At 67.9% G+C, this 26,907-nt stretch carries 17 protein-coding genes, 1 rRNA gene and 1 riboswitch; of the genes, 6 read left to right on the forward strand and 12 right to left on the reverse strand.

Annotated elements, in window-relative coordinates; translation table 11 throughout:
* Positions 1-28: 28 nt before the first annotated feature.
* The 7 genes from AC5P66_RS10850 to glyQ all read right to left on the reverse strand — a co-directional run bounded on the left by AC5P66_RS10850 (position 29) and on the right by glyQ (position 15,945).
* A complete protein-coding gene (locus AC5P66_RS10850) occupies positions 29-604 on the reverse strand; it encodes a manganese efflux pump MntP (protein WP_049438302.1) in 576 nt (191 codons plus the stop codon).
* 89 nt (positions 605-693) lie between these two features.
* Positions 694-783: riboswitch (yybP-ykoY riboswitch) on the reverse strand.
* 253 nt (positions 784-1,036) lie between these two features.
* Positions 1,037-4,495 carry a hybrid sensor histidine kinase/response regulator gene (locus AC5P66_RS10855; protein ID WP_049440557.1) on the reverse strand — a complete coding sequence of 1,153 codons (3,459 nt, stop codon included), beginning with the start codon at positions 4,493-4,495 and terminating at the stop codon, positions 1,037-1,039.
* A gap of 186 nt (positions 4,496-4,681) precedes the next feature.
* Positions 4,682-6,829 carry a S46 family peptidase gene (locus AC5P66_RS10860; protein ID WP_495216301.1) on the reverse strand — a complete coding sequence of 716 codons (2,148 nt, stop codon included), beginning with the start codon at positions 6,827-6,829 and terminating at the stop codon, positions 4,682-4,684.
* Between the two features lie 185 nt (positions 6,830-7,014).
* Positions 7,015-10,872 carry a translocation/assembly module TamB domain-containing protein gene (locus AC5P66_RS10865; RefSeq protein WP_099494910.1) on the reverse strand — a complete coding sequence of 1,286 codons (3,858 nt, stop codon included), beginning with the start codon at positions 10,870-10,872 and terminating at the stop codon, positions 7,015-7,017.
* Entirely contained in the window at positions 10,869-12,665 is a 1,797-nt protein-coding gene (locus tag AC5P66_RS10870) for an autotransporter assembly complex protein TamA (RefSeq protein ID WP_032954656.1), read from the reverse strand. The genes AC5P66_RS10865 and AC5P66_RS10870 overlap by 4 nt, the downstream gene beginning before the upstream one ends.
* Positions 12,666-12,870: 205 nt before the next feature.
* Positions 12,871-14,946, reverse strand: coding sequence for a glycine--tRNA ligase subunit beta (gene glyS / locus AC5P66_RS10875; protein WP_099494909.1), 2,076 nt, complete (start codon positions 14,944-14,946; stop codon positions 12,871-12,873).
* 87 nt (positions 14,947-15,033) lie between these two features.
* Positions 15,034-15,945 carry a glycine--tRNA ligase subunit alpha gene (gene glyQ / locus AC5P66_RS10880; RefSeq protein WP_049412007.1) on the reverse strand — a complete coding sequence of 304 codons (912 nt, stop codon included), beginning with the start codon at positions 15,943-15,945 and terminating at the stop codon, positions 15,034-15,036.
* Between the two features lie 83 nt (positions 15,946-16,028).
* On the opposite strand from glyQ, the gene AC5P66_RS10885 reads away from it, so the two are divergent.
* The 3 genes from AC5P66_RS10885 to AC5P66_RS10895 are packed head-to-tail and all read left to right on the forward strand — an operon-like array spanning position 16,029 to position 19,543.
* The gene (locus AC5P66_RS10885) at positions 16,029-17,864 is read left to right on the forward strand and encodes a GspE/PulE family protein (protein ID WP_099494908.1); all 1,836 of its coding nucleotides are present in this window, start codon (positions 16,029-16,031) and stop codon (positions 17,862-17,864) included.
* Positions 17,836-18,582 carry a glutamine amidotransferase gene (locus tag AC5P66_RS10890; RefSeq protein WP_099494907.1) on the forward strand — a complete coding sequence of 249 codons (747 nt, stop codon included), beginning with the start codon at positions 17,836-17,838 and terminating at the stop codon, positions 18,580-18,582. Before AC5P66_RS10885 ends, AC5P66_RS10890 begins: the two co-directional genes overlap by 29 nt.
* Positions 18,583-18,631: 49 nt before the next feature.
* The gene (locus AC5P66_RS10895) at positions 18,632-19,543 is read left to right on the forward strand and encodes a BPSS1780 family membrane protein (RefSeq protein WP_049411999.1); all 912 of its coding nucleotides are present in this window, start codon (positions 18,632-18,634) and stop codon (positions 19,541-19,543) included.
* A gap of 81 nt (positions 19,544-19,624) precedes the next feature.
* Here the strand turns inward: AC5P66_RS10895 and tatC are convergent, their stop codons facing one another.
* The 4 genes from tatC to AC5P66_RS10915 form a co-directional block, all read right to left on the reverse strand.
* Positions 19,625-20,374: a twin-arginine translocase subunit TatC gene (tatC, locus tag AC5P66_RS10900; RefSeq protein ID WP_005420449.1), complete on the reverse strand. Its 750-nt coding sequence runs from the start codon at positions 20,372-20,374 to the stop codon at positions 19,625-19,627.
* On the reverse strand, positions 20,371-20,829 hold the full coding sequence (gene tatB, locus AC5P66_RS10905; protein ID WP_049411996.1) for a Sec-independent protein translocase protein TatB: 459 nt from the start codon (positions 20,827-20,829) through the stop codon (positions 20,371-20,373). Before tatB ends, tatC begins: the two co-directional genes overlap by 4 nt.
* 15 nt (positions 20,830-20,844) lie before the next feature.
* The gene (gene tatA / locus AC5P66_RS10910) at positions 20,845-21,072 is read right to left on the reverse strand and encodes a Sec-independent protein translocase subunit TatA (RefSeq protein ID WP_012512521.1); all 228 of its coding nucleotides are present in this window, start codon (positions 21,070-21,072) and stop codon (positions 20,845-20,847) included.
* Between the two features lie 75 nt (positions 21,073-21,147).
* Positions 21,148-22,041, reverse strand: coding sequence for a lipid-binding SYLF domain-containing protein (locus tag AC5P66_RS10915; RefSeq protein WP_049411991.1), 894 nt, complete (start codon positions 22,039-22,041; stop codon positions 21,148-21,150).
* 165 nt (positions 22,042-22,206) lie between these two features.
* Here AC5P66_RS10915 and hemH point away from each other — a divergent pair, with 165 nt between their 5' ends.
* The 3 genes from hemH to AC5P66_RS10930 all read left to right on the forward strand — a co-directional run bounded on the left by hemH (position 22,207) and on the right by AC5P66_RS10930 (position 26,416).
* Positions 22,207-23,169 (forward strand): ferrochelatase, encoded by a 963-nt coding sequence (hemH, locus tag AC5P66_RS10920; RefSeq protein WP_049411985.1) that lies wholly within the window; start codon positions 22,207-22,209, stop codon positions 23,167-23,169.
* A complete protein-coding gene (locus AC5P66_RS10925; RefSeq protein WP_099494906.1) occupies positions 23,166-24,020 on the forward strand; it encodes an alpha/beta fold hydrolase in 855 nt (284 codons plus the stop codon). Before hemH ends, AC5P66_RS10925 begins: the two co-directional genes overlap by 4 nt.
* Positions 24,021-24,310: 290 nt before the next feature.
* Entirely contained in the window at positions 24,311-26,416 is a 2,106-nt protein-coding gene (locus AC5P66_RS10930; protein WP_099494905.1) for a methyl-accepting chemotaxis protein, read from the forward strand.
* Between the two features lie 389 nt (positions 26,417-26,805).
* Here AC5P66_RS10930 and rrf read toward each other — a convergent pair.
* A 5S ribosomal RNA gene (rrf, locus tag AC5P66_RS10935) occupies positions 26,806-26,907 on the reverse strand; the annotation flags it as partial.

Genomic DNA, 26,907 nt, shown 5'->3' on the forward strand with positions numbered 1-26,907 from the left:
GTGGGCTCGGCTCTACAGGTTTCCCTGCTTACCCCACGCCGTGCAGGTGCTCGTACAGGATCGTCGCGCCGATGATCACCAGGATCACGCCGCCGATGATCTCGGCACGCTTGCCAACCATGCTGCCCAGCACGCGGCCGAGCATGATGCCGGCGGTGACCATGGTCAGCGTGCACAGGCCGATGACCGCCGCCATCACGCCGATATGCACATCCATGAAAGCCAGGCCGATGCCCACCGCCATCGCGTCGATGCTGGTGGCGAAACCGGTTAGCGCCAGCTTCCAGAAGCTGTGGTGCTGCGAAGGGTCTTCATCATCTTCGCCACTGTCCGGGCGCAGGCCGTTGTAGATCATGTGGATGCCCAGCGCGCCGAGCAGGCCGAACGCGATCCAGTGGTCGAAAGCTTCCACGTACTGCAGGGCGGCACGGCCGAGCAGCCAGCCGATGATGGGCGTGATCGCCTCGATGACACCGAAGATGATGCCGGCGCGCAGCGCGTCACGGAACACCGGCTTGCGCATGGCGGCACCCTTGCCGATCGCCGCAGCGAAGGCATCGGTGGACATGGCAAAGCCGATCAGGAGGATCGAAATGGGGGACATTGGCGACTGCTGAAGGTCGGGCTAGGACGGACGCACGGCCGGCGCTCGCGCCCAACCTGACGTTGCGCGCGCGGGCCGTTGGTCTCGCCAACCATCATGGTTGTCCACGCCACGGCGCACTGGCCGAGTATGTTGACGTGGACGATTCCTGCGAAGGAATCCGGCTACTCCCCAAGGGGACGCGAAGCTTAGCATCGCGATCCACGCGTGGCGCATTTCCATCGAAACGCGCAGGCAGGGCTGGTTTGTATAGCGATGGCTATATCGGCGCCGTGCAGCGCGCGGAAGCCGAGCATGGGCTCGGCTCTACAGAGGGGCCGCGCAAGTGGATTCTTGTAGAGCCGAGCCAATGCTCGGCTGCTGTTCGTCCGGGCCACGGAACACCATGCCGCGCGCAGGAGCCGAGCATGGGCTCGGCTCTACAGTTGCCAATCAGGCATCGCTGTTGCCGGCGTCGCGCAGCGCGCCGAGGAAGGCACGCAGCGAGGCCGGCTTGATCGGCTTGGTCAGCACGCGGTAGCCACGCTCGCGTGCCATCCGCTTCAGTTCGTCACGCCCATCGGCGGTCAGCAGCGCACCCGGCAGCGGGTAGCCGGCCGCCTCGCGCAGCGCCACCAGCGCATCCAGGCCATCCATGCGATCGTGCAGGTGGTAGTCCACCAGCATCACCTGCGGCCGCTCGGCGATCTTCTCCAGTGCCTGGTCGACGGTGGCGGCAGTGATCACCTGCACCTGCCAGCGGCCGAGCAGCGCGCGCATGCCGTCGAGGATTTCCTCGTCGTTGTCCACGCACAGCACCCGCAGGCCCGCCAGCGAATCGCTGCGCACCGGGGTGGCCACGGCCTGGGTCGCCTTGGCAGGCTCGGTGTAGCCGGGCAAGGGCGCAACCCGCGGCAGGATGATCGAGAACATCGAGCCGCTGCCAACCCGGCTGCGTGCATTGAGGCGATGGTCGAGCAGGCGCGAGATGCGCTGGCAGATCGACAGGCCCAGGCCCAACCCCTGCTCGCCCCAGTCGAACGGCTGCTGGTAGCGGTGGAACTCGTCGAAGATCTGCCGCATGTGGTGTTCGGGAATGCCGGGGCCGGTATCCCACACCTGCAGTTCCACCTCGTCGCCGCGCTGGCGCACGGCCAGCACGATGCGGCCCTGGCGGGTATAGCGCAGTGCATTGGCCAGGAAGTTCTGCAGTACGCGGCGCAGCAGGCGGCGATCGCTGCGTACCCAGGCCGCGCGCGCGAACAGGTCCAGTCGCAGGCCACGACCGGCGGCGACCGGCGTGTACTGCGCGGCCAGCTCGCGCATCAACGCACTCACATCGAATTCGCCGATCACCGGGTGCAGGCCACCGGCATCCAGCCGCGACACGTCCAGCAGGCCATCAAGCAGTTCTTCGGCAGCGCGCAGCGACGCGTCCACGCGTTCGGCCAGGTGCTTCTGTTCGTCGCTCACGTGATCGCTGTCGCGCAGCGCGGACGCAAACAGGCGCGCCGCATTCAACGGCTGCAGCACGTCATGGCTGATCGCCGCCAGGAAACGGGTCTTCGACTGCTGCGCGACCTCGGCCTCATGCGAGCGTTCGGCCACGCGCTGTTCCAGCGTCTCGTTGGCTTCAAGCAGCGCCTTTTCGGCATGCTTGTAGTCGGTGATGTCGTTGTAGCTGGTCACGTAACCGCCGCCGGGCAGCGCCTGGCCACGCATCTCGATCACCTTGCCGTCGCTGCGGGTGCGCTCGAACACGTGCGGCGAACCGGCGCGCATGTAACCGATGCGGCGGTTGATCTGCACTTCGATGTCGCCCTCGCCCAGCTCGCCGCGCTCGGCGTTGTAGCGGATCAGGTCGGCCACCGGGCGGCCCACGTAGAGCATGCCGTCGGGGTAGCCGAACATGTCCTGGTAGCGGCGGTTCCACGCGGTCAGGCGCATGTCCGGGTCGACCACGCTGACCCCGGCGCTGATGTTCTCCAGCGTGGTCGACAGGATCTCGCGGTTGAAGCGCAGTTCCTGCCCGGCTTCGTCCAGCACCGCCACCACTTCACCCAGGTCCATGCCCGAACCCCGCAGCAGGCTGGTCAGCAGCAGGCGCGCCGAGGCCGCACCAATCGAGGCGGCCAGCAGGCGCTCGGTGAACTGCACCCACGGCCGGTCAGCCGGTGCCGAAGACTGCAGCTCGCGGCCCAGCGACTGTGCCTGCTCGAAGAACGAACGCCGCGCATGGCGTTCGCCGACCACGCGCGAAGCCAGCGCCAGCAGGTCGCCCACATGCACATGCCCAGGCCAGCCGCCGGCCACCGACGGGCGCTCGGCATACGGGTCGAGGAACGGTGCCGCACGCAGGCGCTCGTCGACGCCGGGCCGCCAGCGTGCGGACACCAGCATCATCGTGGCTGCATTGACCAGCAGCGACCAGAACGTGCCGTGGGTCAGCGGATCCCAGCCGGACATGCCGAACAGCTGCTGCGGACGCAGCCACTCGATGCCGAACGGGCCGTGCTGCACCCAGGCGGCGTCGACCCAGCCGGCCATGGTCATCGCCGGCAGCAGCAGGGTGTACAGCCAGGTGGCGAAGCCCAGCAGCATGCCCACTTCGACGCCGCGCCGGCTGGCACCGCGCCAGTACAGGCCGCCGATCAGGCCGGGCGCGAACTGCGCCACCGCTGCGAACGCCATCAGGCCGTACGAAGCCAGCGTGCTGTCGTTGCTGCTGGTGCGGTAGTAGCTGTAGGCCATCAGCGCCAGCAGCAGGATCGCCAGGCGGCGGATCCACAGCACGCGCGAGGCGACGTCGGCGGCTTCCTGGTGGTCACCGCTCCGGCGCAGCAGCACCGGCATCACCAGATCATTGCTGACCATGGTCGCCAGCGCGATGGACGAGACGATGACCATGCCGGTGGCCGCCGAGAAGCCGCCCACGTAGGCGATCAGCGCCAGCGCATTGCGGCCTTCGGCCAGCGGCAGCGCCAGCACCATCGAATCGTCGGCGACGCTGCCGCCGGTGCCGAACAGGGTCACGCCGGCGGTGGCGATCGGCAGCACCATGCCCGAGATCAGCACCAGGTAACCGCCGAACATCCAGCGCGCGCGGCGCACGTCGCGCACCTCACCGCACTCGACCACTGCGACGTGGAACTGGCGCGGCAGGCAGATGATGGCGAGGAAACTGAGCAGGGTCTGCGAGATGAAGCCGACCGGCGGCAGGCCGGTGAACAGCGTATGCACCGATTCGACCACCGCATCGGTGCGGTCGCTCAGCCACAGGTAGGCGAACACGCCCACCGCCAGCATCGCCAGCAGCTTGATCACCGATTCGAAGGCGATCGCCAGCATCATGCCGTGGTGGTGCTCGGTGGCATCGACCTGGCGGGTGCCGAACAGGGTGGCGAACAGCGCCATCAGCAGCGCCACGTACAGCGCCGGGTCGGTGAAGAAGCCAGTGGGGCCGGTGTTGCCGGTCAGCACCTGCAGGCTCATCGCCACCGCTTTGTACTGCAACGCCAGGTACGGAATGATCCCGATCAGCGCGATGATCGCCACCAGCGCCGCCAGCCGCCGCGAGCGACCGAAGCGCGAGGAGATGAAATCGGCGATGGAGACCACGTTCTGGCTGCGTGCAATCAGCGCCAGGCGCTCGATGATGCGCCAGCCGAACAACAGCAGCAGCAGCGGGCCGATGTAGATCGGCAGGTAGCCCACGCCATTGCGCACGGCGGTGCCGACCGCGCCGTAGAAGGTCCATGACGAGCAGTACACCGCCAGCGCCAGGCTGTAGACCACCGGCCGCAGCCACGGCCGGTCGGGGTACATCGGCCGACGGTCGCCCCACCACGCCACGCCGAACAGCAGCGCGGCATAGGCAACCGAGACCAGCAGCAGGATCCAGCTGGAGACCACGCGTGCGTTTCCGTCAGGACAGGGGTCAGTAGATCACGACCGCTGGTCGTGCGGGTAGGTCATGGCGGTGGGTCACGACCATTGGTCCGTCTGGTGGGTCACGACCGTTGGTCGTGACGGGGACATCCGTGCCCACCAACGGTGGGCACCCACCAGGAAGCGGTGGGCGCCTGCCAGGTACCGGCGTTACTGGGCCGGCACGCCCATTTCCCTCAGCAGTTCCGGCGCCGGGTAGACCTTGGCCAGCAGCCAGCGCAGGTAGCGCATGTCCACGTGCACGGCGCGCTTGTAGCGCGGGTCGAACCACCAGCTGGCACTGACCGACTCCCAGTTGCTGTCGAAGTTCAGGCCGATCAGTTCGCCCTTGGCATTGAGCACCGGCGAGCCGGAGTTGCCGCCGGTGGTGTCCAGGTTGGTCAGGAAGTTGACCGTCTGGGTGTTCAGTGCCGGATCGGCGGTGCTGCCGAAGTCACCCTTGGCGATCGCTGCCAGCAGCGGCCTGGGTGCGTCGAACGGATAGGCGTTGGTGTTCTTCTCGACGATGCCGGCCACGGTGGTCACCGGCGAGTAGGTCACGCCATCGCGCGGGTGCAGTGCCTCGACCCTGCCGTAGCTGATGCGCAGGGTGCGGTTGGCATCCGGGTAGACGGCGCGGCCCTGCTTGGCACGCCAGGCGAACAGCGCCTGCATGTAGGCCGGGCGCAGGCGCAGCTGCTCGCCCTCGCGGGTCTTGCTCTCGTTCTCGATGCGCAGCTGCGCGGCCACCAGCGGGCCGGCCACGGCGATCAACGGATCGGCGGCCAGGGCCTTGCCTTCGCGCGCAGCGGCGAAGCGCGACAGGCGCTGCGCCTCGTCACCCAGCTGGGTGCCGGCGTACAGGGTGTCCAGTGCCGTGGCCAGCTGCTGCGGGGTACGGCCGAAGGCTGCGTCGAACTCGGCCACGCGCTGCGCGTCCGGCAGCTGCTGGTAACGGGTCAGCAGGGTGGTCAGCAGGGCCTTCTCGACCTCCGGTGCGTAGCGGCGCTGGACCTGCTTGAGCACGCCTTCGATCATCGCCTGGTCGCGCTGCTGGTAGCCGCTCTCGCGCTGTGCGTCCGGCTTGGCCGATTCGATGCGCAGGCGTTCCAGCAGCAGCGCCGAGCGCAGCAACTGGCTCTGTGCGGCCATCTGGTCCAGCAGCAGGTCACGCTCGCCCACCGCCGCGCCCTGTGACAGGTTGGCCAGCAGCGCCTTGATGTCGCCCTGGTACTTGCGGTCGGTGGCGGCCAGCATCGCCGTCTCGTCGGCGGCACGCTGGGCCTTGGCATCGCTGCGCAGCAGGCCTTCCAGCTCACCGGCGGCGCGCTTGCGGTTGTTCTTCAGCGACTGCAGCTGCGAAGCGTAACGGGTACGTGCCTGCGCGTCCTTGGCGGTTGCCGCCTCGATGGTGTCGATCATCTGCTGGAACACCGAAACGCGGCGCGGCAGCACGGTGTCGATCTGGCCGGCGAATTCTGCCGCGGTACGGTGGCGGTAGGTGATGCCCGGATAACCGGCCAGCATCGCGTAGTCGCCCTCCTTCGGGCCCTCCACCGACATCTGCAGGTGTGCCGGCGCCTGGTAGGGCACGTTGTCCTTGCTGTAGGCGGCCGGCTTGCCGTCCTTGCCCACATAGGCGCGCAGCAGGGTGAAGTCGCCGGTGTGGCGCGGCCACATGAAATTGTCGATCTCATCGCCATAGTTGCCGATCGCACGCGGCGGCGCGTACACCAGGCGCACGTCGCTCAGTTCCAGCTGGGCGATGCGGTAGAAGTCGGTGCCGTAGTACATGTTGGCCACCGAGCAGCGCACGCTGCCGTCCTTCTCGCACTCGGCCACGATCTGCTTGCTGGCCGCATCGACGGCATCGAAGTAGGCACGGCCGGTCTTGCCGCGGACCTGCGCCAGCACCTGATCGGTCACCTTGTCGAAGCCGACGGTGACCAGCACGCGGAAGTCCGGGTTGGCCGGGCGCTCGTCGGCACGGTCCCTGGCGATGAAGCCACCGTTGATCAGGTCGTGCTCGGGCGAGCTGTTGTACTGGATCACGCCCATCGCCACGTGGTGGTTGGTCAGCAGCAGGCCGTCGCTGGACACGAACGAGCCGGTGCCGCCGCCCGCGCGCACCACCGCGCTCAGCGGCGGCGTGGTGACATTGGCCAGGTCGGCCGGATTGCCCTTGAAGCCAGCGGCCTGCAGCGGCTTGGCCAGTTCCGGCAGCTGGGTCGGCATCCACATGCCTTCATCGGCGTGGGCACCGGCGGCGAGGGTCAGGCCCAATGCCAGGGCGGTGGGAAGGGCTTTGCGTGGTGACATGAGGCAATCCGGTACGACAGAACAGCCCGGGACCATAGCCGCTGGGGCCGGAAGGGGCAACGGCCGATCGTTGGGGCGACGCGCGCGGTAGTGCCGGCCGCTGGCCGGCAACCCACGCAACTCGGGAGATACGGTGCGGCTGCCGGCCAGCGGCCGGCACTACCACAGCCACGCATGGCGTGGCTCTACTTCTCCCGCCGCCAGTTGATCGAACCACGGTTTTCCACCGTGCTCGACTCCACTTCCACATCAAACCCGCGGCGCAGCAGGTACTTCAGCGTGATCACCGAACCGGCGCCCACCAGCGACACGCCGTAACCCACGTAAAGCTTGGGCGAGATGTACTTGCCGACGCCGATCACCGAGCCACCCAGCGCGCGCGACTGGCTCACGCCTGCATCGTCCAGGCCCAGCTTGGCACCCAGCTGCGAGGCGAGCAGGCCACTGCCAGCCGAGAGCGCCGCCGAGGCCGCGTTGACCTGCTGCGCCTGGTCGCTGCTGGCGCCGGTCAGGCTGCGTCCCAGCACCAGATAGGCCAGTGCCTCGGACTGCGACATCGCCGGATCGGACCACACGTCGGCACGCGGCTGCTGCGCACGCCCGGTCACGTCGATGCCGGCGGTGACATCACCGATGCGGCGCTCGGCACGGATGTTGATGCGCGGGTCGGACACCGCGTTGTAGTTCCAGTTGAGGTTGCCGCGGGTGATGGTCAGGTCCTGCCCATACGCCTTGTAGCGGCCGCTCACTTCGAGGCCGCCATTGGCAGTCATTTCGCGGCCGGGCTTGGCCCAGACCTGCATCTTGCCGGTCAGCGCGCCCTTCAGGCCGAACCCGGTCATCTTCACCTTGTCGCCCAGGCTGACCGTCAGGTCCATGTCCAGCGGCGAGGTGCGCGACTCTTCCGGATCGGCCGGGTCGAGCACCACCACGTCTTCGGACACCGAGGTGCCGCGGTCCAGGCGTTCCAGGTCGATGTCGGCCTCGGGCACGTGCACGGTACCGCGCAGCTCCATCGCCGCCTTGGCCAGGGTGAAGTCGAGGTTGGGGTTGGCGACGATGCGCAGTTCGCTGGTGTTGGACAGCAGCACGTTCTCGCCATGGATCTTCAGCTGCAGCGGCTGCGCATCGCCGAACCACGACAGGCCACCGTCCACGTACAGCGTGCCCTGGCCGGAGTTGGCCTGCGCGGTGATCTTGGCCGAACCATCGGGCTGGGCCACGAAGCTGCCCTTGCCCTGGTCGAAGGTCAGGCCAAGCGCCGGGAATTCACCCTTGAAGTTGCTCAGCTGTGCGTCGCCACCCAGCGACGGCTGGCCTCGCGTACCGCGCAGGCTGACGTGGCCTTCGATCAGGCCGGTCGGTCGCACGATGTCCGGCGAGAACAGCTCCAGCCAGTACAGCCGCGACATGTTGAGGTAGAGCTCACCGTTCAGCGGTGCACTGGCTTCCCAGCCGGTCTGCATCTTCGCGTCGACGAAGCCATTGCCCTGGAAGCCCATGCCCAGGTAACCCTTGATGCTGGCCGGGGTCATGTCGAGCTTCAGCGAGAACTGGTCATAGCGCACCAGCTCGCCGCGGGTGGTATCGCCCACGGTGTTGCGGTTCTCGCCCAGGCGCACGCCGCCTTCCTTCGAGCGCACTTCCACATGGCCTTCCCAGGCGTTGCCGCGCGGGCGGATGTGCGCGTCCAGGCTGACGTCGCCGCGCAGGTAGATGCGGCGGCCGGACTGTGGCGGCAGCCACGGCTGCACCAGCGCCAGCGGCAGCGCGTCACTGCGCACCACCAGGCCTTCGCGCGGCCAGTTGGCCTGTGCGCACAGCGCGCCGCTGCTGGCGGCGGCCAGGCAGGCTTCGGACAGGGTGTAGGTGCTGCCGTTGATCGCGAATGCCGCCGGTGCACGCAGCGTCCAGGCATCGCCCTTCACCGGTGCGATGCGCAGCGACGCCAGCTCGCCACGCCACTGCGCACCTTGCTGGCGCACGCTGCCCTGCAGCTCGACCGCACCCATCTCGTTGCGGGTCTGCGCAGCCAGGCGCAGGTTGGACACACTGCCCTGCGCGTCGATGTTCAGCCGCTCCAGCAGCATGCCCGCGTTGACCTGCTGGCCCTGCACCGCCAGCGCGCCGCTGTCGCCGCGCCACGGCAGGCGGCCCTTGATGCTCACACTCTCGGCGCCGTAGCCATCCCAGTTGAGGTTGTTGCCGACCAGGTCGGCGGTGATGTCCGGCGCATCGCGCGGGCCCTTCACCTGCACCTGGCCGCGCAGGCCACCGTCGGCGCCCGGCAGCAGGTCGCTCAACTGCAGCGGCTCGAAACGCGCATCGATGTCGAGGCGGTCGCCGACCTTGCCCGACGCGATCACCCGGCTGCTGCCCAACGCCAGTTTCAGGTCACCCTGGCCCTGCGCGCCCTGCAGCGCGAACCTGCCCTGCGCGTCGAGATTGCGCTGGCGCAGCATGCCCTTCAGCGAGGGCAGGTCCACCGTGGCTTCCAGCGTACCCGCGGTGCCCGGTGCGGCATTGGCCGGCGGCGGCAGCTGGCGGCCCTTGGAGGCCAGGTTGCCGGACAGGCGGCCATTCCAGCCCGGCACGAAATAGCCGGGGTCGAAGTCCTTCAGCGTGGCCTTGGCGTCCCAGTCCAGCCGCGGCGCCCACGCCACCTGGCCTTCCACCTGCAGCTGGCCACCGGGCGTCTGCGCCTGCAGCTGGTGGATCGACGCCGCCTGGTCGTTGCCACGCACATCGAAGTGCAGCTGCGCCTTCTGCTTTTCGCGTTCGACCTCGGCACGGCCGATCGCCGCCCAGGCCTTCAGGGTGCCGGCCAGGCCGAAGCGTGCTTCCTTCAGGGTGACCGGCACCGGTGCGCTGCCGGCGGTGTTCGGATCGGGCGCCGGTACATAGGTCAGGTCACGCGCGACCACCGAGAAGTTGAGTTTCTGCTGGTCTTCCTGGCTGAAATCGGCGGTGCCCTCCAGGCGGGCTTCGCCACCGAGGCCCTTCAGCAGCAGCGGTGAGACCTTCAGCACCTGGTCCTGCAGCGACACCACCGACGGTGCCAGTTCCAGTTCCTGATCGCCCTGCTTCACCCTGCCGCGCAGGTTGGCATTGCCGCCCTTGCCGGCGGCGGTGAAGTCCAGCGACAACGGCGCAATCGCCGAGCTCGCCAATGCCGGCGACAGCAGCGCCAGATCCAGCTCGTCGCTGCGCACGCTGGCGTTCCAGGTCGGGTCGGTGCGGCCATCGAACACCAGCATCGCGTGCAGCGGCTTCGGTGCGCGCCCGGCTACCGCCACTTCCATGTGCGACAGGTCACCGCGGGCGACCAGGCCGACGGTAGCGGCGGTGCGCCCACGCGGTGCCGGCAACACCGCCGTCACCGTCACGTCGGTGTCGTAGTCCTTGGCCGGGATGTAACGGCCCTGGGCAGTGAAGTTGCCCATGTCACTGTCCACCACCAGCTTGTGCGCCTGGAACTCGCCGTTGGCGATCTCGATGCCGCCGCGCACGCGGCTGATGTCGATCACCGGTTCGTTGGCCTGGCTGATGCGGAAGCCATCGATGGCGATGGCATCGGCCTGGATCGCCAGCGGCATCTCGATCTGCGGCAGGGAATCGGGCCAGGACGGCAGCTTGAACGGCTCATCGCTCTTGGCCAGGTTCAACGTCGCGTTGGTCAGCTCCAGCTTGTCCAGCAGCAGCTTGCGGCCCAGCAGCGGGCGCAGGTCCGGCTCCAGGTGCGCACGCTCGGCGTGGAAATGGATGTCGTCATAGCGGAAGTCGACGTTGTACAGGGTCAGCGGCCCGGCCACCGGGCCCTCCACCTTGTCCCAGGTGAAGCTGGCACCCACCGGCAGCCGCGCCACCACCTGGGCCAGCAGTACGTCACGGCCGGCCACGGTCTGCAGCAGCCAGTACACCGCCAGCAGGGCCAGCAGCACCAGGCCAAGCACGCCCACACCGGACCAGGCCCAGAAGCGGCGGCGGCGGTAGAAACGCACGCGTGGCGGCGGGGTGTTCGGGGTCGGTGCGGACGCGCTCACAGGTCCGCTCCGATGTTCAGGTACAGCTGGAACTGCGAATCCGGGTTGTTCAGGCCGTGCGCCACGTCGATGCGCACCGGGCCCACCGGCGATTTCCAGCGTACGCCGAAGCCGACGCCGGTATGCAGGTCGATGGTGTTGTCGAAGGCACTGCCGGTATCGACGAACACCGCCGCACCCCAGGGGCCACCGTTGAAGTAGTGCTCGTACTCGGCCGAGCCGATCACCAGGTTCTTGGCACCCAGCGCATACTTGTCCGGCTTCGGCGTACGCGGGCCGACCTCACGGTAGGCGTAGCCGCGGATGCTGCGGTCACCACCGGCGAAGTAGCGCAGGCTCGGCGGCATCGCCACCAGATCGCTGGTCCACGTGGTGCCGCCCTCGCCGCGCAGGATAAGGCGGTTGCTTTCACCCACCGGGATGTACCAGCGCAACACGGCGTTGGCCTGCACGAAGCTGGTATCCGAGCCGGCGCCTTCCACGCCGGCACGCACCGTTGCGGCGCCGCTGATGCCCTTGCGCGGGAACATCTCGTCGTCGACGTTGACGTAGTCGGCAACCATCTGCGGGTACACCAGCGTCGAGGTGTTGTAGACGGCGTCGGTGAATTCGGTGCCGGAGGCATAGCGCCAGCGCTCGCGCAGCGCGTTGATCGAGGCGATCGCGGTCCAGTGTTCGTTGATCTCGCCGCTGCGGCTGGCGATCAGCTTGAAGTTGCGCAGGTCGATGTAGTCGGTCTGCTCGTCGTACGCGCTGGCAGCGAAGGTGTACCAGCCATCAAGCCAGTTGAAGGCCGGAATGCGGTAACTGGTGACCAGGCTCTTGCGCTTCTGCGCATAGTCCAGCTGCGTGTTCATCTTGTGGCCGCGGTTGTTCAGGAACCGCCGCTCGATGCCACCGCGCACACCCGGGCCGCTCTCGCTGCCGTAGCTCAGGCCTGCGGTGTAGATGGTGCGCTTGGCCCGGGTCAGCTTCACATCCACCGGCACTTCGCCGTTCTCGTCGGCCTGGTCCGGGCGCGGCTGGATGTCGATCACGCTGAAGTAGTCCAGCTTGGTCAGCGACTCGCGCAGCCGGTCCAGCTTGCCCTCGTGGTAGTAGCTGCCCTGGTCCCAGTACACCAGTGGATCGAACAGCTTGTCGACGAAGTAATCCTGCTCGAAGCGCACCGGGCCCATGTTGTAGCGGCGGCCGCTGTCCCAGGTCAGGTCGATGTCGGCGGCGTTGTCGGCGCGGGTGATCTGCACCTGGCGCTGGGTGTAGTCGGCATCGAAGTAGCCACGCTCGGCCAGGCGCCGGGTGATGGTGATCTTGCTGGCTTCGTACTGGGTGTGCTCGAAGCGCTGGCCCTTGCGGGGCTTGAAGGCGGCCAGGTCGTCCTGCAGGTACTGGTCGTACATCGCCGGGCCGGTGATGTCGATGTGCTCGCGGCGCACGGTCACCGGGGCGCCCTTGTCGACATGGATCAGCACGCGCACGTGCTCGTCCTCACGCGGCGCCTCGACCTTGATCACCGGGTTGTAGTAGCCGAACGGCTCCAGCGCCTGGCGGGTCTGCCGCTCGGCCTGCGACAGCAGGTACTCCAGGCGCGATTCGCCCTGCTCCTTGCCGATCGTGTCGTACAGCGACAGCGATTCCTGGATGTTCTCGATGATTGCGGCGTCGTCGCCCTTGTCCAATCCCTTGATGTCCACCTTGTCGATGGTGCCGCGTGCATGGACCACGGAAGTGGCGGCCAGCGACAGGACCATCAGCGGCAGGGCGTATTTCTTTGGCTGCATGCGGCACAGCATACCGACCGGAGGTGACGATGCGAAATGCACCACGTCATTGGGGATCGGTTGTTAAGTGGCGGTCAAAATGCGCGCCTTTGTGGCGATCATCGTGATCGCAGGCGAGGATGCCGGCATCGTCCACGATGTCGGCAATGACCCCGATAGACATCGCCGGCGACGTTCCGGCAATGCCGGCCAGCGGCCGGCACTACCGATACGGGCATCAGCTCGACAGATGCTCGATCGCCGCCACCTTGCCCAGGCGCTCGCCCAGCATCGTCAGCAGCGCCAGACGGTTGCCACGCAGCGCCGGCTCCTCGGCATTGACCATCACGCCATCGAAGAAGGCGTCCACCTGCGGGCGCAGGCGGGCCAGGCGCGCCAGCACCGCCACGTAATCCTTCTGGTGCAGGCTGGCGCCGGTGTCGTCGATGGCCGCGGTGACCGCTTCGGCCAGCGCGCGCTCGGCATCTTCCTGCAGCAGTGCCGCGTCGATCTGCGCCGGAATCTCGCCCTCGGCCTTGCGCAGGATGTTGCGGATGCGCTTGTTGGCCGCGGCCAGCGCCTCTGCCTCCGGCAGCGCGGCGAAGGTGCCGATCGCATCCAGGCGGCGGTCAAAGTCATACAGCGAGGCCGGCTTCAACTCGGCCACCGCGTTGAAGTGCGTGGCCGGCACGCCCTTGTCGCCGTAGTAGCCCTTCAGGCGGTCGAGGATGAAGTCGTAAAGCTCGCCGACATCGGCCTGCACGTTGCGCGCGGCCAGGCCGGCATTGGCGCTGGCCATCAGCGCGCGCAGGTCCAGTTCGAAGCCGCTTTCGATGATCGTGCGGGCCAGGCCCAGCGCGTTGCGGCGCAGGGCGAACGGATCCTTGTTGCCGGTCGGCTTCAGGCCTGCAGCGAAACCACCGGCCAGCGTATCCACGCGTTCGGCGATGGCCAGCACCTTGCCCAGTGGCGACAGCGCGATGTCGTCACCACCGAAGCGCGGCTGGTAGGCCTCGTCGATGGCCAGCGCCACGTCGGCCGATTCACCACCGGCCACGGCGTAGTGGCGACCGGCGATGCCCTGCAATTCCGGGAATTCGTTGACCATGCGCGACTGCAGGTCGTTCTTGGCCAGCTCGGCAGCCCGCCTGGCCTGCGCCGGATCGGCACCGACCTGGGCTGCGATCACTTCGGCCAGTGCGGCCACGCGCGCCACCTTGTCGGCCACGCTGCCCAGCTTGGCCTGGTAGGTCACCGTCTTCAGGCCGTCGCCCATCGACACCAGGCCCTGCTTCAGGTCCTCGTCGAAGAAGAACTTGGCATCGGCGAAGCGCGGGCGGATCACCCGCTCGTAGCCCTTGGCCACTTCGGCCACGTCCTTCGACTCGATGTTGGCAATGCCGATGAACTTCTCGGTCAGCGTGCCGGCGGCATCCAGCACCGGGAAGAACTTCTGGTTGATTTCCATCGTCTCGATCAGCGCTTCCTGCGGCACCGCCAGGAACGCGCGTTCGAAGCTGCACAGCACCGCCGACGGCCATTCGACCAGGTTCACCACCTGCTCCAGGTTGTCTTCGGTGATGCGGGCGCTGCCACCGGCCCCGGCTGCGGCGGCCTCGACCTCGGCGACGATGCGCGCACGTCGCTCGCCGGGGTCGACCAGCACGAACGCGGCGCGCAGGGCTTCAACGTAGTCCTGCGGCTGCGCCAGCGACACGGCCTGGTCGTGGTGGAAGCGATGGCCACGGCTGGCACGGCCGGCCTGCAGGCCGAACAGTTCGGCCTCGACCACGTTGGCGCCATGCAGCAGCACCAGCCAGTGTGCCGGGCGGGCGAAGCCCCAGGCGTGATCGCCCCAGCGCATCGGCTTGGGAATCGGCATCGCCGCGATCGCCTCGCGCAGGATGTCCGGCAACAGACTGGCGGTGCTCGCGCCCGGGGTTACCGCGCGGTGCACGAAGCGCTCACCCTTGTTGTCGATGGTCTTCTCCAGCGCGGTCCAGTCGATCCCGGCCTTGGCGGCGAAGCCCTGCAGGGCCTTGGTCGGCTGGCCTTCGGCGTCCAGCGCGATGTTCAGGTACGGGCCCAGCACTTCGCTGTGCTGTTCCGGCTGTTCCAGGCCGACGCCCGGCAGCAGCACGGCCAGCCGGCGCGGGGTCGACAGCGGGCGGGCATCGCCCAGCTCCAGCGCGATGCCACGCTTGCGCAGGCCTTCGACAACACCGTCGAAGAACGCCTGGGCCAGGCCCGGCAGCGCCTTGACCGGCAGCTCCTCGGTGCCCAGTTCGATCAGCAGGGGGGACAGTTGGCTCATCGGTTCGATCCTGTGGTGGGGGCGCAGCGCGCAACGCGTCCGGCGCCCCGGGTAGTTGATGAAAAGCGGGACGGTGCAGGAAGGCGGTCAGGCCTTCTTCGCACCCGGGAAGCCCAGCTTCTCGCGCTGCTCGTAATACGCTTTGGCCACCGCCTGGGCCAGCGCGCGCACGCGCAGGATGTAGCGCTGGCGCTCGGTCACGCTGATTGCGCGGCGCGCATCGAGCAGGTTGAAGGTGTGGCTGGCCTTCATCACCTGCTCGTAGGCCGGCAGCGGCAGGCCCACTTCCACCAGCTTCTGCGCTTCACGCTCGCAGGCATCGAAGCGGTGGAACATTTCGTCCACGTCGGCGTATTCGAAGTTGTAGGTGCTCTGCTCCACCTCGTTCTGGTGGTAGACGTCGCCGTAGGTCACCGGCTGGCCGTCCGGGCCGTAGGTCCAGACCAGGTCATAGACGTTGTCGCAGTTCTGCAGGTACATGCACAGGCGCTCGAGACCGTAGGTGATCTCGCCCAGCACCGGGCGGCACTCCAGGCCACCGGCCTGCTGGAAGTAGGTGAACTGGGTCACTTCCATGCCGTTGAGCCAGACCTCCCAGCCCAGGCCCCAGGCGCCCAGCGTCGGCGATTCCCAGTTGTCCTCGACGAAGCGCAGGTCGTGCACCAGCGGATCGATGCCCAGTGCCTTCAGCGAATCCAGGTACAGTTGCTGGATGTTGTCCGGCGCCGGCTTCATCGCCACCTGGTACTGGTAGTAGCGCTGCAGGCGGTTCGGGTTCTCGCCGTAGCGGCCATCGGTCGGGCGGCGCGACGGCTGCACGTAGGCCGCGTTCCAGCTTTCCGGCCCGATCGCCCGCAGGAAGGTGGCCGGGTGGAAGGTACCGGCGCCCACCTCCAGGTCGAGCGGCTGGATGAGCACGCAGCCCTGCTGGGCCCAGAACTGGTTCAGGGTCTGGATCAGGCCCTGGAAGGTGATCGGAACGGTCGGGGTCGCGGACATGCGTACGAGTCTTGGCCGGCAAGGGGGTGCGCTAGTATAGCGGCCGACCTGCGGGGCATTCCGTACCCGGGAGGAGCAGGCAGATGGAACATCGGCTGCCGGTGGGCACGCCCGGCGAGCCAGGCGGCGTCCCGCTGCCGTGGGGCCGCCTGCATTTCGAGCAGGTCGGTGCGGCGCTGCTGGCCGACGGCCTGGTCGCCGAGCACGAGGGCGAGCGCATGCGGTTTTCCGCACAGGGCGCGCGCAATGCCAGCGAAGTGCACCCATTGGTGCTGCTGTCCAACCTCAAGCTGGCCACCCGCGACGGCGGCGAACTGACCCTGGAACGCCTGACCGAATGGCTGGCCCAACGCACCGGCAGCCGCTACCTGCGCATCGATCCGACCCGGGTCGACGTCGCTGCGGTCACCGCGCTGGTCTCCCACGCCTATGCCCGTCGCCACCGCTTCCTGCCGCTGGCAGTGGATGCCGAACGGGTGCTGGTGGCCACCAGCGAGCCGCTGGTGCAGGAATGGCGCCGCGACCTGCAGCACCTGACCCGCCGCCGCATCGAGCTGGCGGTGGTCAATCCGCTCGACCTGCACCGCTACACCATGGAGTTCTACGGGGTGACCCGTTCGGTGCGTGGCGCGCGCGGCGACGTCCGCGGCGAGACCAACACCACCCTGCCCAGCTTCGAGCAGCTGGTCGAGCTGGGCCGCACCGGCGACGTCAATGCCGACGACCAGCACATCGTGCACATCGTCGACTGGCTGCTGCAATACGCCTATGAGCAGCGCGCCTCGGACATCCACCTGGAACCGCGCCGCGAGATGGGACGCATGCGCTTCCGCATCGACGGCGTGCTGCACAAGGTGTTCGAGGTGCCGCCGGCGGTGATGACCGCGGTGGTCAGCCGCATCAAGGTACTCGGCCGCATGGACCTGGCCGAACGCCGGCGCCCGCAGGACGGCCGCATCAAGACCCGCTCGCCGGGTGGCCGCGAGGTCGAGATGCGCCTGTCGACCATGCCCACCGCCTTCGGCGAGAAGTGCGTGATGCGCATCTTCGACCCGGACGCCGCCTTCAAGAGCATCGACCAGCTCGGCTTCAGCCCGCAGGAGGCCGCTGGCTGGAATGCGCTGGTCGAGCGCCCGCACGGCATCGTGCTGGTCACCGGCCCGACCGGCTCGGGCAAGACCACCACCCTGTATTCCACGCTGAAGCGGCTGGCCACGCCGGACGTCAACGTGTGCACGGTGGAGGACCCGATCGAGATGATCGCGCCCGAGTTCAACCAGATGCAGGTGCAGGCCAACATCGACCTGGACTTCGCCAGCGGCGTGCGCACCCTGCTGCGGCAGGATCCGGACATCATCATGATCGGCGAGATCCGCGACCTGGAAACCGCTCAGATGGCGGTGCAGGCCTCGCTGACCGGTCATCTGGTGCTGTCCACCCTGCACACCAACGACGCGCCGTCGGCGGTCACCCGCCTGCTCGACCTGGGCGTGCCGCACTACCTGCTGGCCAGTACCCTCAACGGCATCCTTGCCCAGCGCCTGGTGCGCACGCTGTGCCCGCACTGCAAGCAGCCGCACAGCCTCGGCGCGGCTGATTGGGCGGTACTGGCTGATAGCCAGGATGCATATCCAGATGCCGCCACGCCCTGTCGTCCGGTCGGTTGCCTGGAGTGCCGGCGCACCGGATTCCTCGGCCGCATCGGGCTGTATGAGTTGCTGCCATTGGGCTCGCGGCTGCGCGGGCAGATCCGCGCCGACATGGATCTGGCCGGTTTCACCCGTGCCGCACGCGCTGAAGGGCTGCGAACCCTGCGCCAGGCCGGGCTTGAAAAGGTGGCGCAGGGGCTGACTACAATCGAGGAAGTCCTGTCAGTGCTGCCGCCCCCGGATGAACCCAGCCCCCTTCCTGATCCTTGAAACCGGCCGCCCGGTACCGTCACTGCGCCGCTACGGGCGCTTTCCGCACTGGATCCGCGTCGCCGCCGGGCTGGAAGAGCACGAGACGATGGTGGTCGATGTCGAACACGGTGGCGCCCTGCCCGATCCGCACGGTTTTGCCGGCGTACTGGTGACCGGCTCGGCCGCCTTCGTTACTGACCACGCCGAATGGAGCGAGCGCAGCGCGGCGTGGCTGCGCCAGACCGCCCACGCCGGCCTGCCGGTGTTCGGCATCTGCTACGGTCACCAGCTGCTGGCGCACGCGCTGGGCGGTGAGGTGGCCTACAACCCGGCCGGGCGCGAGTCCGGCACGATCGAACTGGAGCTGCAGCCACAGGCGGCACAGGATCCGCTGTTCCAGGGCCTGCCGCAGCACTTTGCCGCCCACGCCACCCACCTGCAGACCGTGCTGCGCGCGCCCGACGGTGCCGCGGTGCTGGCACGCTCGCCGCTGGATGGCTGCCACGCGTTCCGCTGGGGGCGCCAGGCCTGGGGCGTGCAGTTCCACCCCGAATTCGCCACCCACCACATGCGCGGCTACGTGCGCGCCCGCGCCGACTGCATCGGCCGCCACGGCGGCTGCGCGCGCAGCATCGAGCGCGCAGTCAGCGCCGCACCGCTGGCCCGCCAGCTGCTGCGCCGCTTCGTCCGACAGGCGCGGCTGTCTTCAGCCCAGCCGGCGGCAAAACAGGGATAATCAGCGGCACGGGCAACCGCCCGTCCCCTCCTGTCCTTCCCGGATGTCCATGAAAGAGATTCGCAAGCTGCCGGCCTCGGCGGGCGCCCAGTGGTTGCTGGATACGTTCTCGCTGTATCGGCGTGCGCCGCTGCAGCTGGCCCGGATCGGCCTGGCCTGGCTGCTGGTGAGCTGGGTGGTCACCCTGTTGTCGACGCTGATTCCCGGCGCCGCCGGCATGGCCGTGCAGCTGATGACCCTGGCCATCTCGCCGATCATGTTCGGCGGCATGCTCTACGCCGTGGGCGAGATCGACGAAGGCCGCCCGGGCCTGGCCTCGCACCTGCTGCAGCCGATCCGCGACCACCGCGTCAGCCACCTGCTGGTGCCGCTGGCGATCCAGGTGCTGGCGGTGCTGCTGCTGGGCGCGTTGCTGTTCCTGATGATCGGCCGCGAAGGCTTCACCGCCTTCAGCGAGGTCATGACCAAGATGGAAGAGATCAGCCGCACTGGCCAGCAGATCAAGCCGGACGATGCTGCGGCGCTGGTCGCCAACCTGCCGGCCAAGCGCATCGCGCTGTGGATGCTGCTGGTGTTCCTGAGCGCGGTCGCACTGTCGCTGGCGATGTTCACCCAGCCGGCGCTGGTGGTGTTCGACAAGCAGAGCGGCATGCACGCACTGCGCCTGAGCCTGCAGGGCTGCATCGAGAACATCGGCGCGATGATCGTGTTCGCCGTGCTCGGCCTGATCGCCGCGTTCTGCATCTACATCCTGTTCGTGATCGTGATCCAGATCGCGATGCTGATCGGTGGCCCGCTGGCCGCCGCCTTCATCGCGCAGCTGGTGCTGACCACGGTGCTGATGCCGCTGTATGTCGGCGCGGTCTATGCCGCATGGAAGCAGATGTTCGTGCACCGTGGCAGCCGCGCCGCACCGCCGGTCCCGACCACCCCGACCTCGAGCGACATCTTCCACGCCTGACGAAAAAGGGGACGGAGGGGATTAAGTCGTTTGTGCCACTGTGCCGATAACGACTTAATCCCCTCCGTCCCCTTTTGTTTTTCAGGCGGCCGGTTTCTTCACGGCCGACGACGGCACCAGCCAGCGTGCGGCGTGGATGCCCAGCTCGTAGAGCAGGCACATCGGGATCGCCAGCATCAGCTGCGAGACCACGTCCGGCGGGGTCAGCACCGCCGCCAGCACGAAGATGCCGACGATCGCGTAGCCACGGCCTTCCTTGAACTGCTGCGGCGTCACCCAGCCCAGCAGCACCAGGATCACCATCGCCACCGGCAGTTCGAAACTGCCACCGAAGGCGAAGAAGATCGCCAGCACGAAATCCAGGTAGGCATTCGCATCCGGGGTGATCGCGATCACGTCCGGGCTGAAGGTGGTCAGGAAATGGAACACCGCCGGCAGCACCAGGAAGTAGGCGAAGGCACAGCCGGTGTAGAACAGCAGTACCGAAGACACCAGCAGCGGCACCGCCAGGCGCTTCTCACGCGCGTACAGCCCCGGGGCGACGAAGGCCCACAGCTGGTACAGCAGCCACGGCACCGCCACGAACAGGGCCACGAAGAAGGTCAGCTTCAATGGCGCGAAGAAGGCGCCGGCCGGATTGGTCGCGATCATCGTCTGCCCGTTGGGCAGCTGCGAGACCAGCGGTTCGGCCAGCGCGTTGTACAGCTTCTGGGTAAACGGCAGCAGCGCCAGCAGCACCACGCCCAGGCCCAGCAATGCGCGCACCAGGCGGCCGCGCAGTTCCACCAGATGTTCGACCAGCGAGCTTTCGCCGAAATCCTGTTCACTCATGGCTGGCGCTCCGTGCGCTGCGGCGTCGGAGCACCGGCTTCAGGGGGTGTCGCCGGCATCGGCTCTGGAGCAATGCGCTCCTGCACCGGCGCATCGGCAGGCGACAGGCTGCCCATATGCGGCGGCGGATCCGCAGGCGCAGGCGCGCGTACCTCCTGCACCAGCGTATCGCCCTGCTGCTGCGCCTCCTGCGCTTCGCGACGGATCGCCTCGCCGCTGGCGCGCAGCTGGTTCTCGGTGTCCTGCATGCCCTGGCGCACCTCCTGCATCTGCCGCTTGATGTCCTCGGCCTGCAGTTCGCGTTCCAGTTCCTGTTTCACCGAATCCCACTGATTGCGGGCACGGCGCACCCACAGGCCAGCGAAACGGGCCGCCTTGGGCAGGCGCTCGGGACCGAGCACCACCAGGGCGACCACCGCGATCACCAGCAGTTCGCTGAAGCCGATATCAAACACCGCAACCGCTCCGGATCAGCGAGGGGTGCGGTCGTGCTCGTCCTGCGCGGTGCGCGAGGCGTCCTGGCTGCGCGACTCGTCGCCCAGCTGCGCGTTCGGCTTGTCCTCGTCGCGCATGCCCTTCTTGAATTCCTTGACCGCCGAGCCGAGGTCCTTGGCGCCACTGGTCAGGCGCTTGGTGCCGAACACCAGCAGGACGATGGCCAGCACGACCAACCAATGCCAGATGCTGAAACTGCCCATAAAGACGCTCGTTACGTTAGTGATCAGGCTGTCGAGCATAGCGCACCGGCTGTCAGCCGGCGCGCGTGACGAAAGTCAGTTCCCGCCCAGCGTTTCCGTGCGGATTTCGCCGTCGTTGACCGGCTGGAAACCCTGCTGCTGCGGCGGCGGGTTCTGCGGCACGTTCTGCAACGGCGCGGTGGTGGCTTCGGCCGGGGCCGCCGGCGCTGCCTGAACAGGCGCCGGCGCAACCGCCGGGGTCGCCGCCGGACGCGGTGCACTGCCACCGTTGCCGTTGCGGTTGTTGCGGGCGGCGTAGGTGGCCTCTTCCAGACGATCACGGAAGGCGACCACGTCCATCGAGGGCGAACCGGCGGCGCGCCCCTCGAAGATCATGCGCGGTGTGGTGTTGCTGCCGTACGCGTCAAGGTTGGCGGCATCGTCGATCTGCAGCACCGCCCCATCCAGCGCGACGCCCGCGAACAGCCCACGGGCACGCGACCAGGACCAGATCTCGGCCTTCAGCTGGCCGTCGGTGGCGGCGGCGGCATTGCGGCCGACCGGACCGGCGGCAACGCCGGCATCGGCGCCGAGCGTGAACTTGCCGTTGACCAGGTTGTCCAGGCTGCGGTCGTTGCGGAACACCAGCACCACATCCGAAGATTGCACGCCGGCCTGGAAGCCGATGCTGCCACCGGTGAGCTTCACGAACACCGGGTTGGACCATGCGCCATTGGGCATGCGCACCGACATCAGGCCGTGGCCACGGCGACCGCCAATGACAAGACCGGCCTTGATCGTGTCGGGAATGACGATGACCGCGCGGCCTTCGTCGAGCAATTTATCCGGAATGCCCTGTTCAGGAATTTCCTGGATTTCAGCCAGCACGCGCACGGCGTTGCGGGCGCGCTGGTCTTCCTGCGGTCCGGCCATGGCCTGGCTGGACAGCAGGCTGGCGGCGATCAGCAGGGCTTGGATCGGGCGACGCATGGCAGGCTCCAGAAGTCAGTCCATAGGAAGATATAGCAAGTGACTGAAATTAGTGGTGTTGTCATGAATCCCCAATGAGCGTTCCCTGCCCGCATTGATGCGCGCTATGCCTGCAATCCGAACCCTGCATCCCGGTGCGGCGCCGGATAGGCGACAATACCGCCCATGCTCGACGCACCCGATACCGCCGTGCTGGCGGTCAACCTAGGCACGCCCGAGACGCCGACGGCCCCCGCCGTACGCCGTTACCTGGCCGAATTCCTGTCCGACCCGCGCGTGGTCGCGATTCCGGCACTGCTCTGGCAGCCGCTGCTGCGCGGGCTGATCCTGCCGCTGCGAAGCGGCCGGTCGGCGGCCAAGTACGCCCAGGTCTGGCTGCCCGACGGCTCACCGCTGATGGTGCATACGCGCCAGCTGGCGCAGGCCATGCAGGCCCTGCTGCCGACCCTGACGGTGCGCCATGCGATGCGTTACGGCGAACCGGCGCTGGCCGGCGAGCTCGACCGTCTGGCCGCCGACGGCGCGCGCCGGATCGTGGTGCTGCCGCTGTACCCGCAGTACTCCACCACCACCACCGCCTCGGTCGAAGACCGGGTCGATGCGTGGCAGCGCCGCAACCCGGGCGTGACCGTGAGCCTGGTGCGCGATTACTCGGTCGATCCCGGCTGGGTCGAGGCCGTAGCCGGATCGATCCGCCGCTACTGGGAACAGCACGGTCGCGGTCAGAAACTGATGTTCTCCTTCCATGGTATCCCGCAGCGCCTGGCCGACGCGGGCGACCCGTATCCGCAGCGCTGCGAGGCCAGTGCGCAGGCCATCGCCAATGCACTGGGCCTGGACAAGGACGACTGGCAGATGGGTTACCAGTCGCGCTTCGGCCGCGAGCGCTGGTTGCAGCCGTATGCCGAGCCCAGCCTGTGGGCGCTGGCCGAGTCCGGCGTGAAGCAGATCGACGTGGTCTGCCCCGGATTCGCCACCGACTGCCTGGAGACGCTGGAAGAGGTCGCGCTGGGCTTCACCGAAACACTGGCCGAGCGCGGTGCGACGATGCGCTATATCCCCTGCCTCAACGCCGAGCCGGAGCATGCACGCGCCCTGGCACGGCTGGCCGTGTCCTCGCTGGCATGAGCCTGCAACCGTTTGAACTCCAGGTCGGTGGCGCACGCGTCGCCGGCCTGCACAACCACGGCGGCGGCCCACGCGTGCTGGCCCTGCATGGCTGGCTCGACAACGCCGCCAGCTTCGTGCCGCTGGCGCCGCACCTGTCGGCGTTGCAGCTGGTTGCCATTGATCTGCCCGGCCACGGTCACAGCGCGCACCTGCCGGCGGGTGCCAGCTACACCACGGCCGCCGCGATCTGCCACGTACTCGATGTCGCCGACGCGCTGGGCTGGGACCGATTCAGCCTGCTCGGCCATTCGATGGGTGCCGGCATTGCCAGCCTTACCGCCTCGGTCAGCGACCGTGTCGATCGGCTGGTGGCGATCGAAGCACTCGGCGGCCTGCGCGGTCCCGAGGAAGAAACGGCGCATCGCCTGCGCGAGCATGTGAACGCCACGCGCGCGTTGGCACGCAAGCAGCTGCGCGTGTTCCCCGATCTGGCAGCGCCGATCCGCGCGCGGATGATGACCAACCAGCTCAGCGAACCCTGCGCACGGCTGCTGGTCGAGCGCGGCGTGGAACCGGTCGAAGGTGGCTATCGCTGGTGCAGCGATCCGCGCCTGATGCTGCCCACCGCGATCCGCCTCAGCGAAGGCCAGATCGACAACCTGCTGCAGGCCATCGGCTGCCCGACGCAGGTGATCTATGCCACGCCGGCACAGTCGTACTACCCCGAGCCGATGCGCAGCGATCGCCTGCAGCACCTGCGTGATGGACGGCTGGCCGTGTTTCCCGGCAACCACCACCTTCATATGGAAGACCCGGAACGCATCGCCGAGGTGATCCTGCGCTTCTTCAGCAACGACAACGCCGACTGAGTCGCAGCGTCCGCGCACTTCATTCTGCGCAGTTGCGGCCGATACATCAGTTGCGGGCCACTGTGTCCGCAGCACGTGGGCCCGGTCGGGCCTGCGGCGTGTGTCTGGTCCTGCAAGGAAGTCCGCATGCCCGCTCCATTGCTCCGTCACCCACAGGATGTGGTCACGGCGCCCCGTCTGCGCGACGTTGATTGCGTCGCATTCCCCGAATTCCCGGTTCATGCCCTGGCCACGCACTCGTGCGTGCGCCACCGTGTGGCCGTTGCCGTCTGCTGATCCAGGAGTCGCCGATGTCCGCTGCATCCACTCGTCCCCCCGATACCGCCCGCCTGCCGCATCTGCAGCAGCTCGCGCACCGCGCTGACCGCCGATTGCTGATCGGCAGTGCGGCACTGGCGGTGGCCAGCCTGGTGCTGGCCCTGCGCGGGCCTCATGCCCTGACCGCCTCGCTGGTTGCGGCCGCTGTGCTGCCTGCCATGTGGCTGGCCGGTCCCAAAGCGGGCCACAGCGTCACCCGCAATGGCCTGGCGCTGTTGTTGTCGCTGCAGCTGGCAGGGCTGTGCGCGATCGCCGGCCTGTCACCGGCGTTGCCGATTGCGTTGCTGCTGGGCGTGCTGTTGGGCCATCGTGATCGCCTGCCGGTATGGCTGGCCGGTGGCATCGGTACGCTCGCCCTGCTGGCACCGTTGCAGGACGGTGCCGCGCTGTGGCCAATGCTGCTGCAGGCCGGTATGTTCGCAGGCCTGACCTTGTTCCTCGGCCAGGTCGCACTGCGCCTTCGGCAGCAGACCGAGGCCCTTGGCCACGGCCCGCGTCGGCTTGCCGCGCTGGCACGCGACATCGCCACCGGTGCCGATCTTGGTGCACATGCCGACACCAGCGCCTATGCACCGGGCTCACTCGCCCACGCCCTGGCCGACACTGCACGCCACGTGCAGGCCCAGCGTGGACGCGAGGCGGCGGCGCATGCCGAGAATGCGCAGATCCGCCAGGCGCTGGATGCCTCGCGCACCGCGATGATGATCGCCGACAACGATCACGTGATCCGCTATGTGAACCGCTCGGTGGTGGCTCTGCTGCGCAACCAGCAGGCGACACTGCGCCAGGCCTTCCCTGACTTCGATGCCGAACGCCTGGTCGGCAGCAGCATCCATCGCTTCCATGCCAACCCGGACCGCATCCGCGCCATCCTCAATGGACTGCAGGCCAGCCACAACGGCAAGGTACAGATCGGCCCGGTGCACTTCGCCCAGGTGGTCACCCCGGTGTTCGATGCACAGGGCATGCGCCTCGGTTTCGCCGTGGAATGGCATGACCGTACCCAGGAGCTGGCGCTTGAGAACGCCGTGGCCGGCATCGTCGCTGCTGCGGCTGCCGGTGATCTGGGCCAGCGCCTGCAGGCGACCGAAGGCGCCAGCTTCCTTGATGGCCTGACCGGTGGCATCAACCAGCTGCTCGATACGCTGGGCAGCACCGTCGATGAAGTTCGGCAGATGCTCTCGGCGCTGGCCAACGGCGATCTCGATCGGCGCATGCGCGGTGAGTACCACGGTGCCTTCGCCGCGATCCAGCGCGATGCCAACGCCACCGCCGGCCAGCTGGCGCGCATGGTGGGCCGCATCCAGCAGTGCGCGGCCTCGATCAGTACCGCCGCCAGCGAGATCGCTGCAGGCAATGGTGCGCTGTCCGAGCGCAGCGAGCGCCAGGCGGCGCACCTGCAGGAAACCGCAGCCTCGATGGAGGAGCTGACCGCCACCGTGCGCCAGAACGCTGCGCATGCCCGCGAGGCCAGTGAGCTGGCTGCGTCCACGCAGCGCGCCGCCAGTGGTGGCAACACCGCGATGCAGCGGGTTGTCGACACCATGCAGGCGATTGAAGGCGCCTCGAAGCGGATCGGCGACATCACCGGCGTGATCGATGGCATCGCCTTCCAGACCAATATCCTCGCGCTCAATGCGGCGGTGGAAGCCGCACGTGCCGGTGAGCAGGGTCGTGGTTTCGCCGTGGTGGCCAGCGAGGTGCGCGTGCTGGCGCAGCGCTCCGCCGCCGCCGCACAGGAAATCAAGAAGCTGATCGATGAGGCAGGCCGCCAGGTGGGCGAAGGTGCCCAGCTGGTCGCCGACGCCGGCCAGCGGATGCAGGGCATTGTCGGCGGCGTTGAGAATGTCAGCCACCTGATGCAGGAGATCTCGGCGGCCTCGCAGGAGCAGTCGGTCGGCATCGAGCAGATCAACCAGACCGTGGTGCAGATGGACCAGGCCACGCAGCAGAATGCAGCGCTTGTGGAGGAAGCCACCGCGGCCGCACGCGAGCTGCAATCGCAGGCGGGTACGCTGACCGAGGCGGTATCGGTGTTCCGCCAGCAGGAACCGTATAAGGTCCCGCGGGCCGCCTGATCCGGCCTGCAATGCGATCCTGGTCAGGACGGCGCCCGCAGGGCGCCGTCTTTTTGCCTGGTTTTGCGTGATGGGTCAGGAAAGGTCCGCTTCCGGACCTGCCGTGAGGAGCGGCCAACCCTGATTGGCGCCGCATCCACACACGGCGTGGATCTACCGGTCGTGCCGGCCGCTGGCCGGCAATCACAGCCGCGCGCACTGTCTGACCTGCCGCCGGCAGCGGCCAACCCTGGTTGGCGCTGTGGCTGCCCGCGGAGAATATCCACGCATCGCGTGGATCTACCGGGCGATGTAACGCCATCGGGTTGCCGGCCAGCGGCCGGCACTACCTGTATTACTACGCCCAAAGAAAAACCCCGCTGCGCGAGCAGCGGGGTTTTGGGTGTAAACCCTGGCGATGACCTACTCTCGCATGGCTTGAGCCACACTACCATCGGCGCAGCTGCGTTTCACTTCCGAGTTCGGGATGGGATCGGGTGGTTCCACAGCGC

The sequence above is a fragment of the Stenotrophomonas sp. YJH_SMC_122 genome, from assembly GCF_059369535.1.

What these genes read in the sequence shown, in the direction of transcription:
- AC5P66_RS10850 (WP_049438302.1), bottom strand. Translation starts at nt 604, where the DNA reads ATGTCCCCCATTTCGATCCTCCTGATCGGCTTTGCCATGTCCACCGAT.
- AC5P66_RS10860 (WP_495216301.1), bottom strand. Translation starts at nt 6,829, where the DNA reads ATGTCACCACGCAAAGCCCTTCCCACCGCCCTGGCATTGGGCCTGACC.
- AC5P66_RS10870 (WP_032954656.1), bottom strand. Translation starts at nt 12,665, where the DNA reads ATGCTGTGCCGCATGCAGCCAAAGAAATACGCCCTGCCGCTGATGGTC.
- glyS (WP_099494909.1), bottom strand. Translation starts at nt 14,946, where the DNA reads ATGAGCCAACTGTCCCCCCTGCTGATCGAACTGGGCACCGAGGAGCTG.
- glyQ (WP_049412007.1), bottom strand. Translation starts at nt 15,945, where the DNA reads ATGTCCGCGACCCCGACCGTTCCGATCACCTTCCAGGGCCTGATCCAG.
- AC5P66_RS10885 (WP_099494908.1), top strand. Translation starts at nt 16,029, where the DNA reads ATGGAACATCGGCTGCCGGTGGGCACGCCCGGCGAGCCAGGCGGCGTC.
- AC5P66_RS10890 (WP_099494907.1), top strand. Translation starts at nt 17,836, where the DNA reads ATGAACCCAGCCCCCTTCCTGATCCTTGAAACCGGCCGCCCGGTACCG.
- AC5P66_RS10895 (WP_049411999.1), top strand. Translation starts at nt 18,632, where the DNA reads ATGAAAGAGATTCGCAAGCTGCCGGCCTCGGCGGGCGCCCAGTGGTTG.
- tatC (WP_005420449.1), bottom strand. Translation starts at nt 20,374, where the DNA reads ATGAGTGAACAGGATTTCGGCGAAAGCTCGCTGGTCGAACATCTGGTG.
- tatA (WP_012512521.1), bottom strand. Translation starts at nt 21,072, where the DNA reads ATGGGCAGTTTCAGCATCTGGCATTGGTTGGTCGTGCTGGCCATCGTC.
- AC5P66_RS10915 (WP_049411991.1), bottom strand. Translation starts at nt 22,041, where the DNA reads ATGCGTCGCCCGATCCAAGCCCTGCTGATCGCCGCCAGCCTGCTGTCC.
- hemH (WP_049411985.1), top strand. Translation starts at nt 22,207, where the DNA reads ATGCTCGACGCACCCGATACCGCCGTGCTGGCGGTCAACCTAGGCACG.
- AC5P66_RS10925 (WP_099494906.1), top strand. Translation starts at nt 23,166, where the DNA reads ATGAGCCTGCAACCGTTTGAACTCCAGGTCGGTGGCGCACGCGTCGCC.
- AC5P66_RS10930 (WP_099494905.1), top strand. Translation starts at nt 24,311, where the DNA reads ATGTCCGCTGCATCCACTCGTCCCCCCGATACCGCCCGCCTGCCGCAT.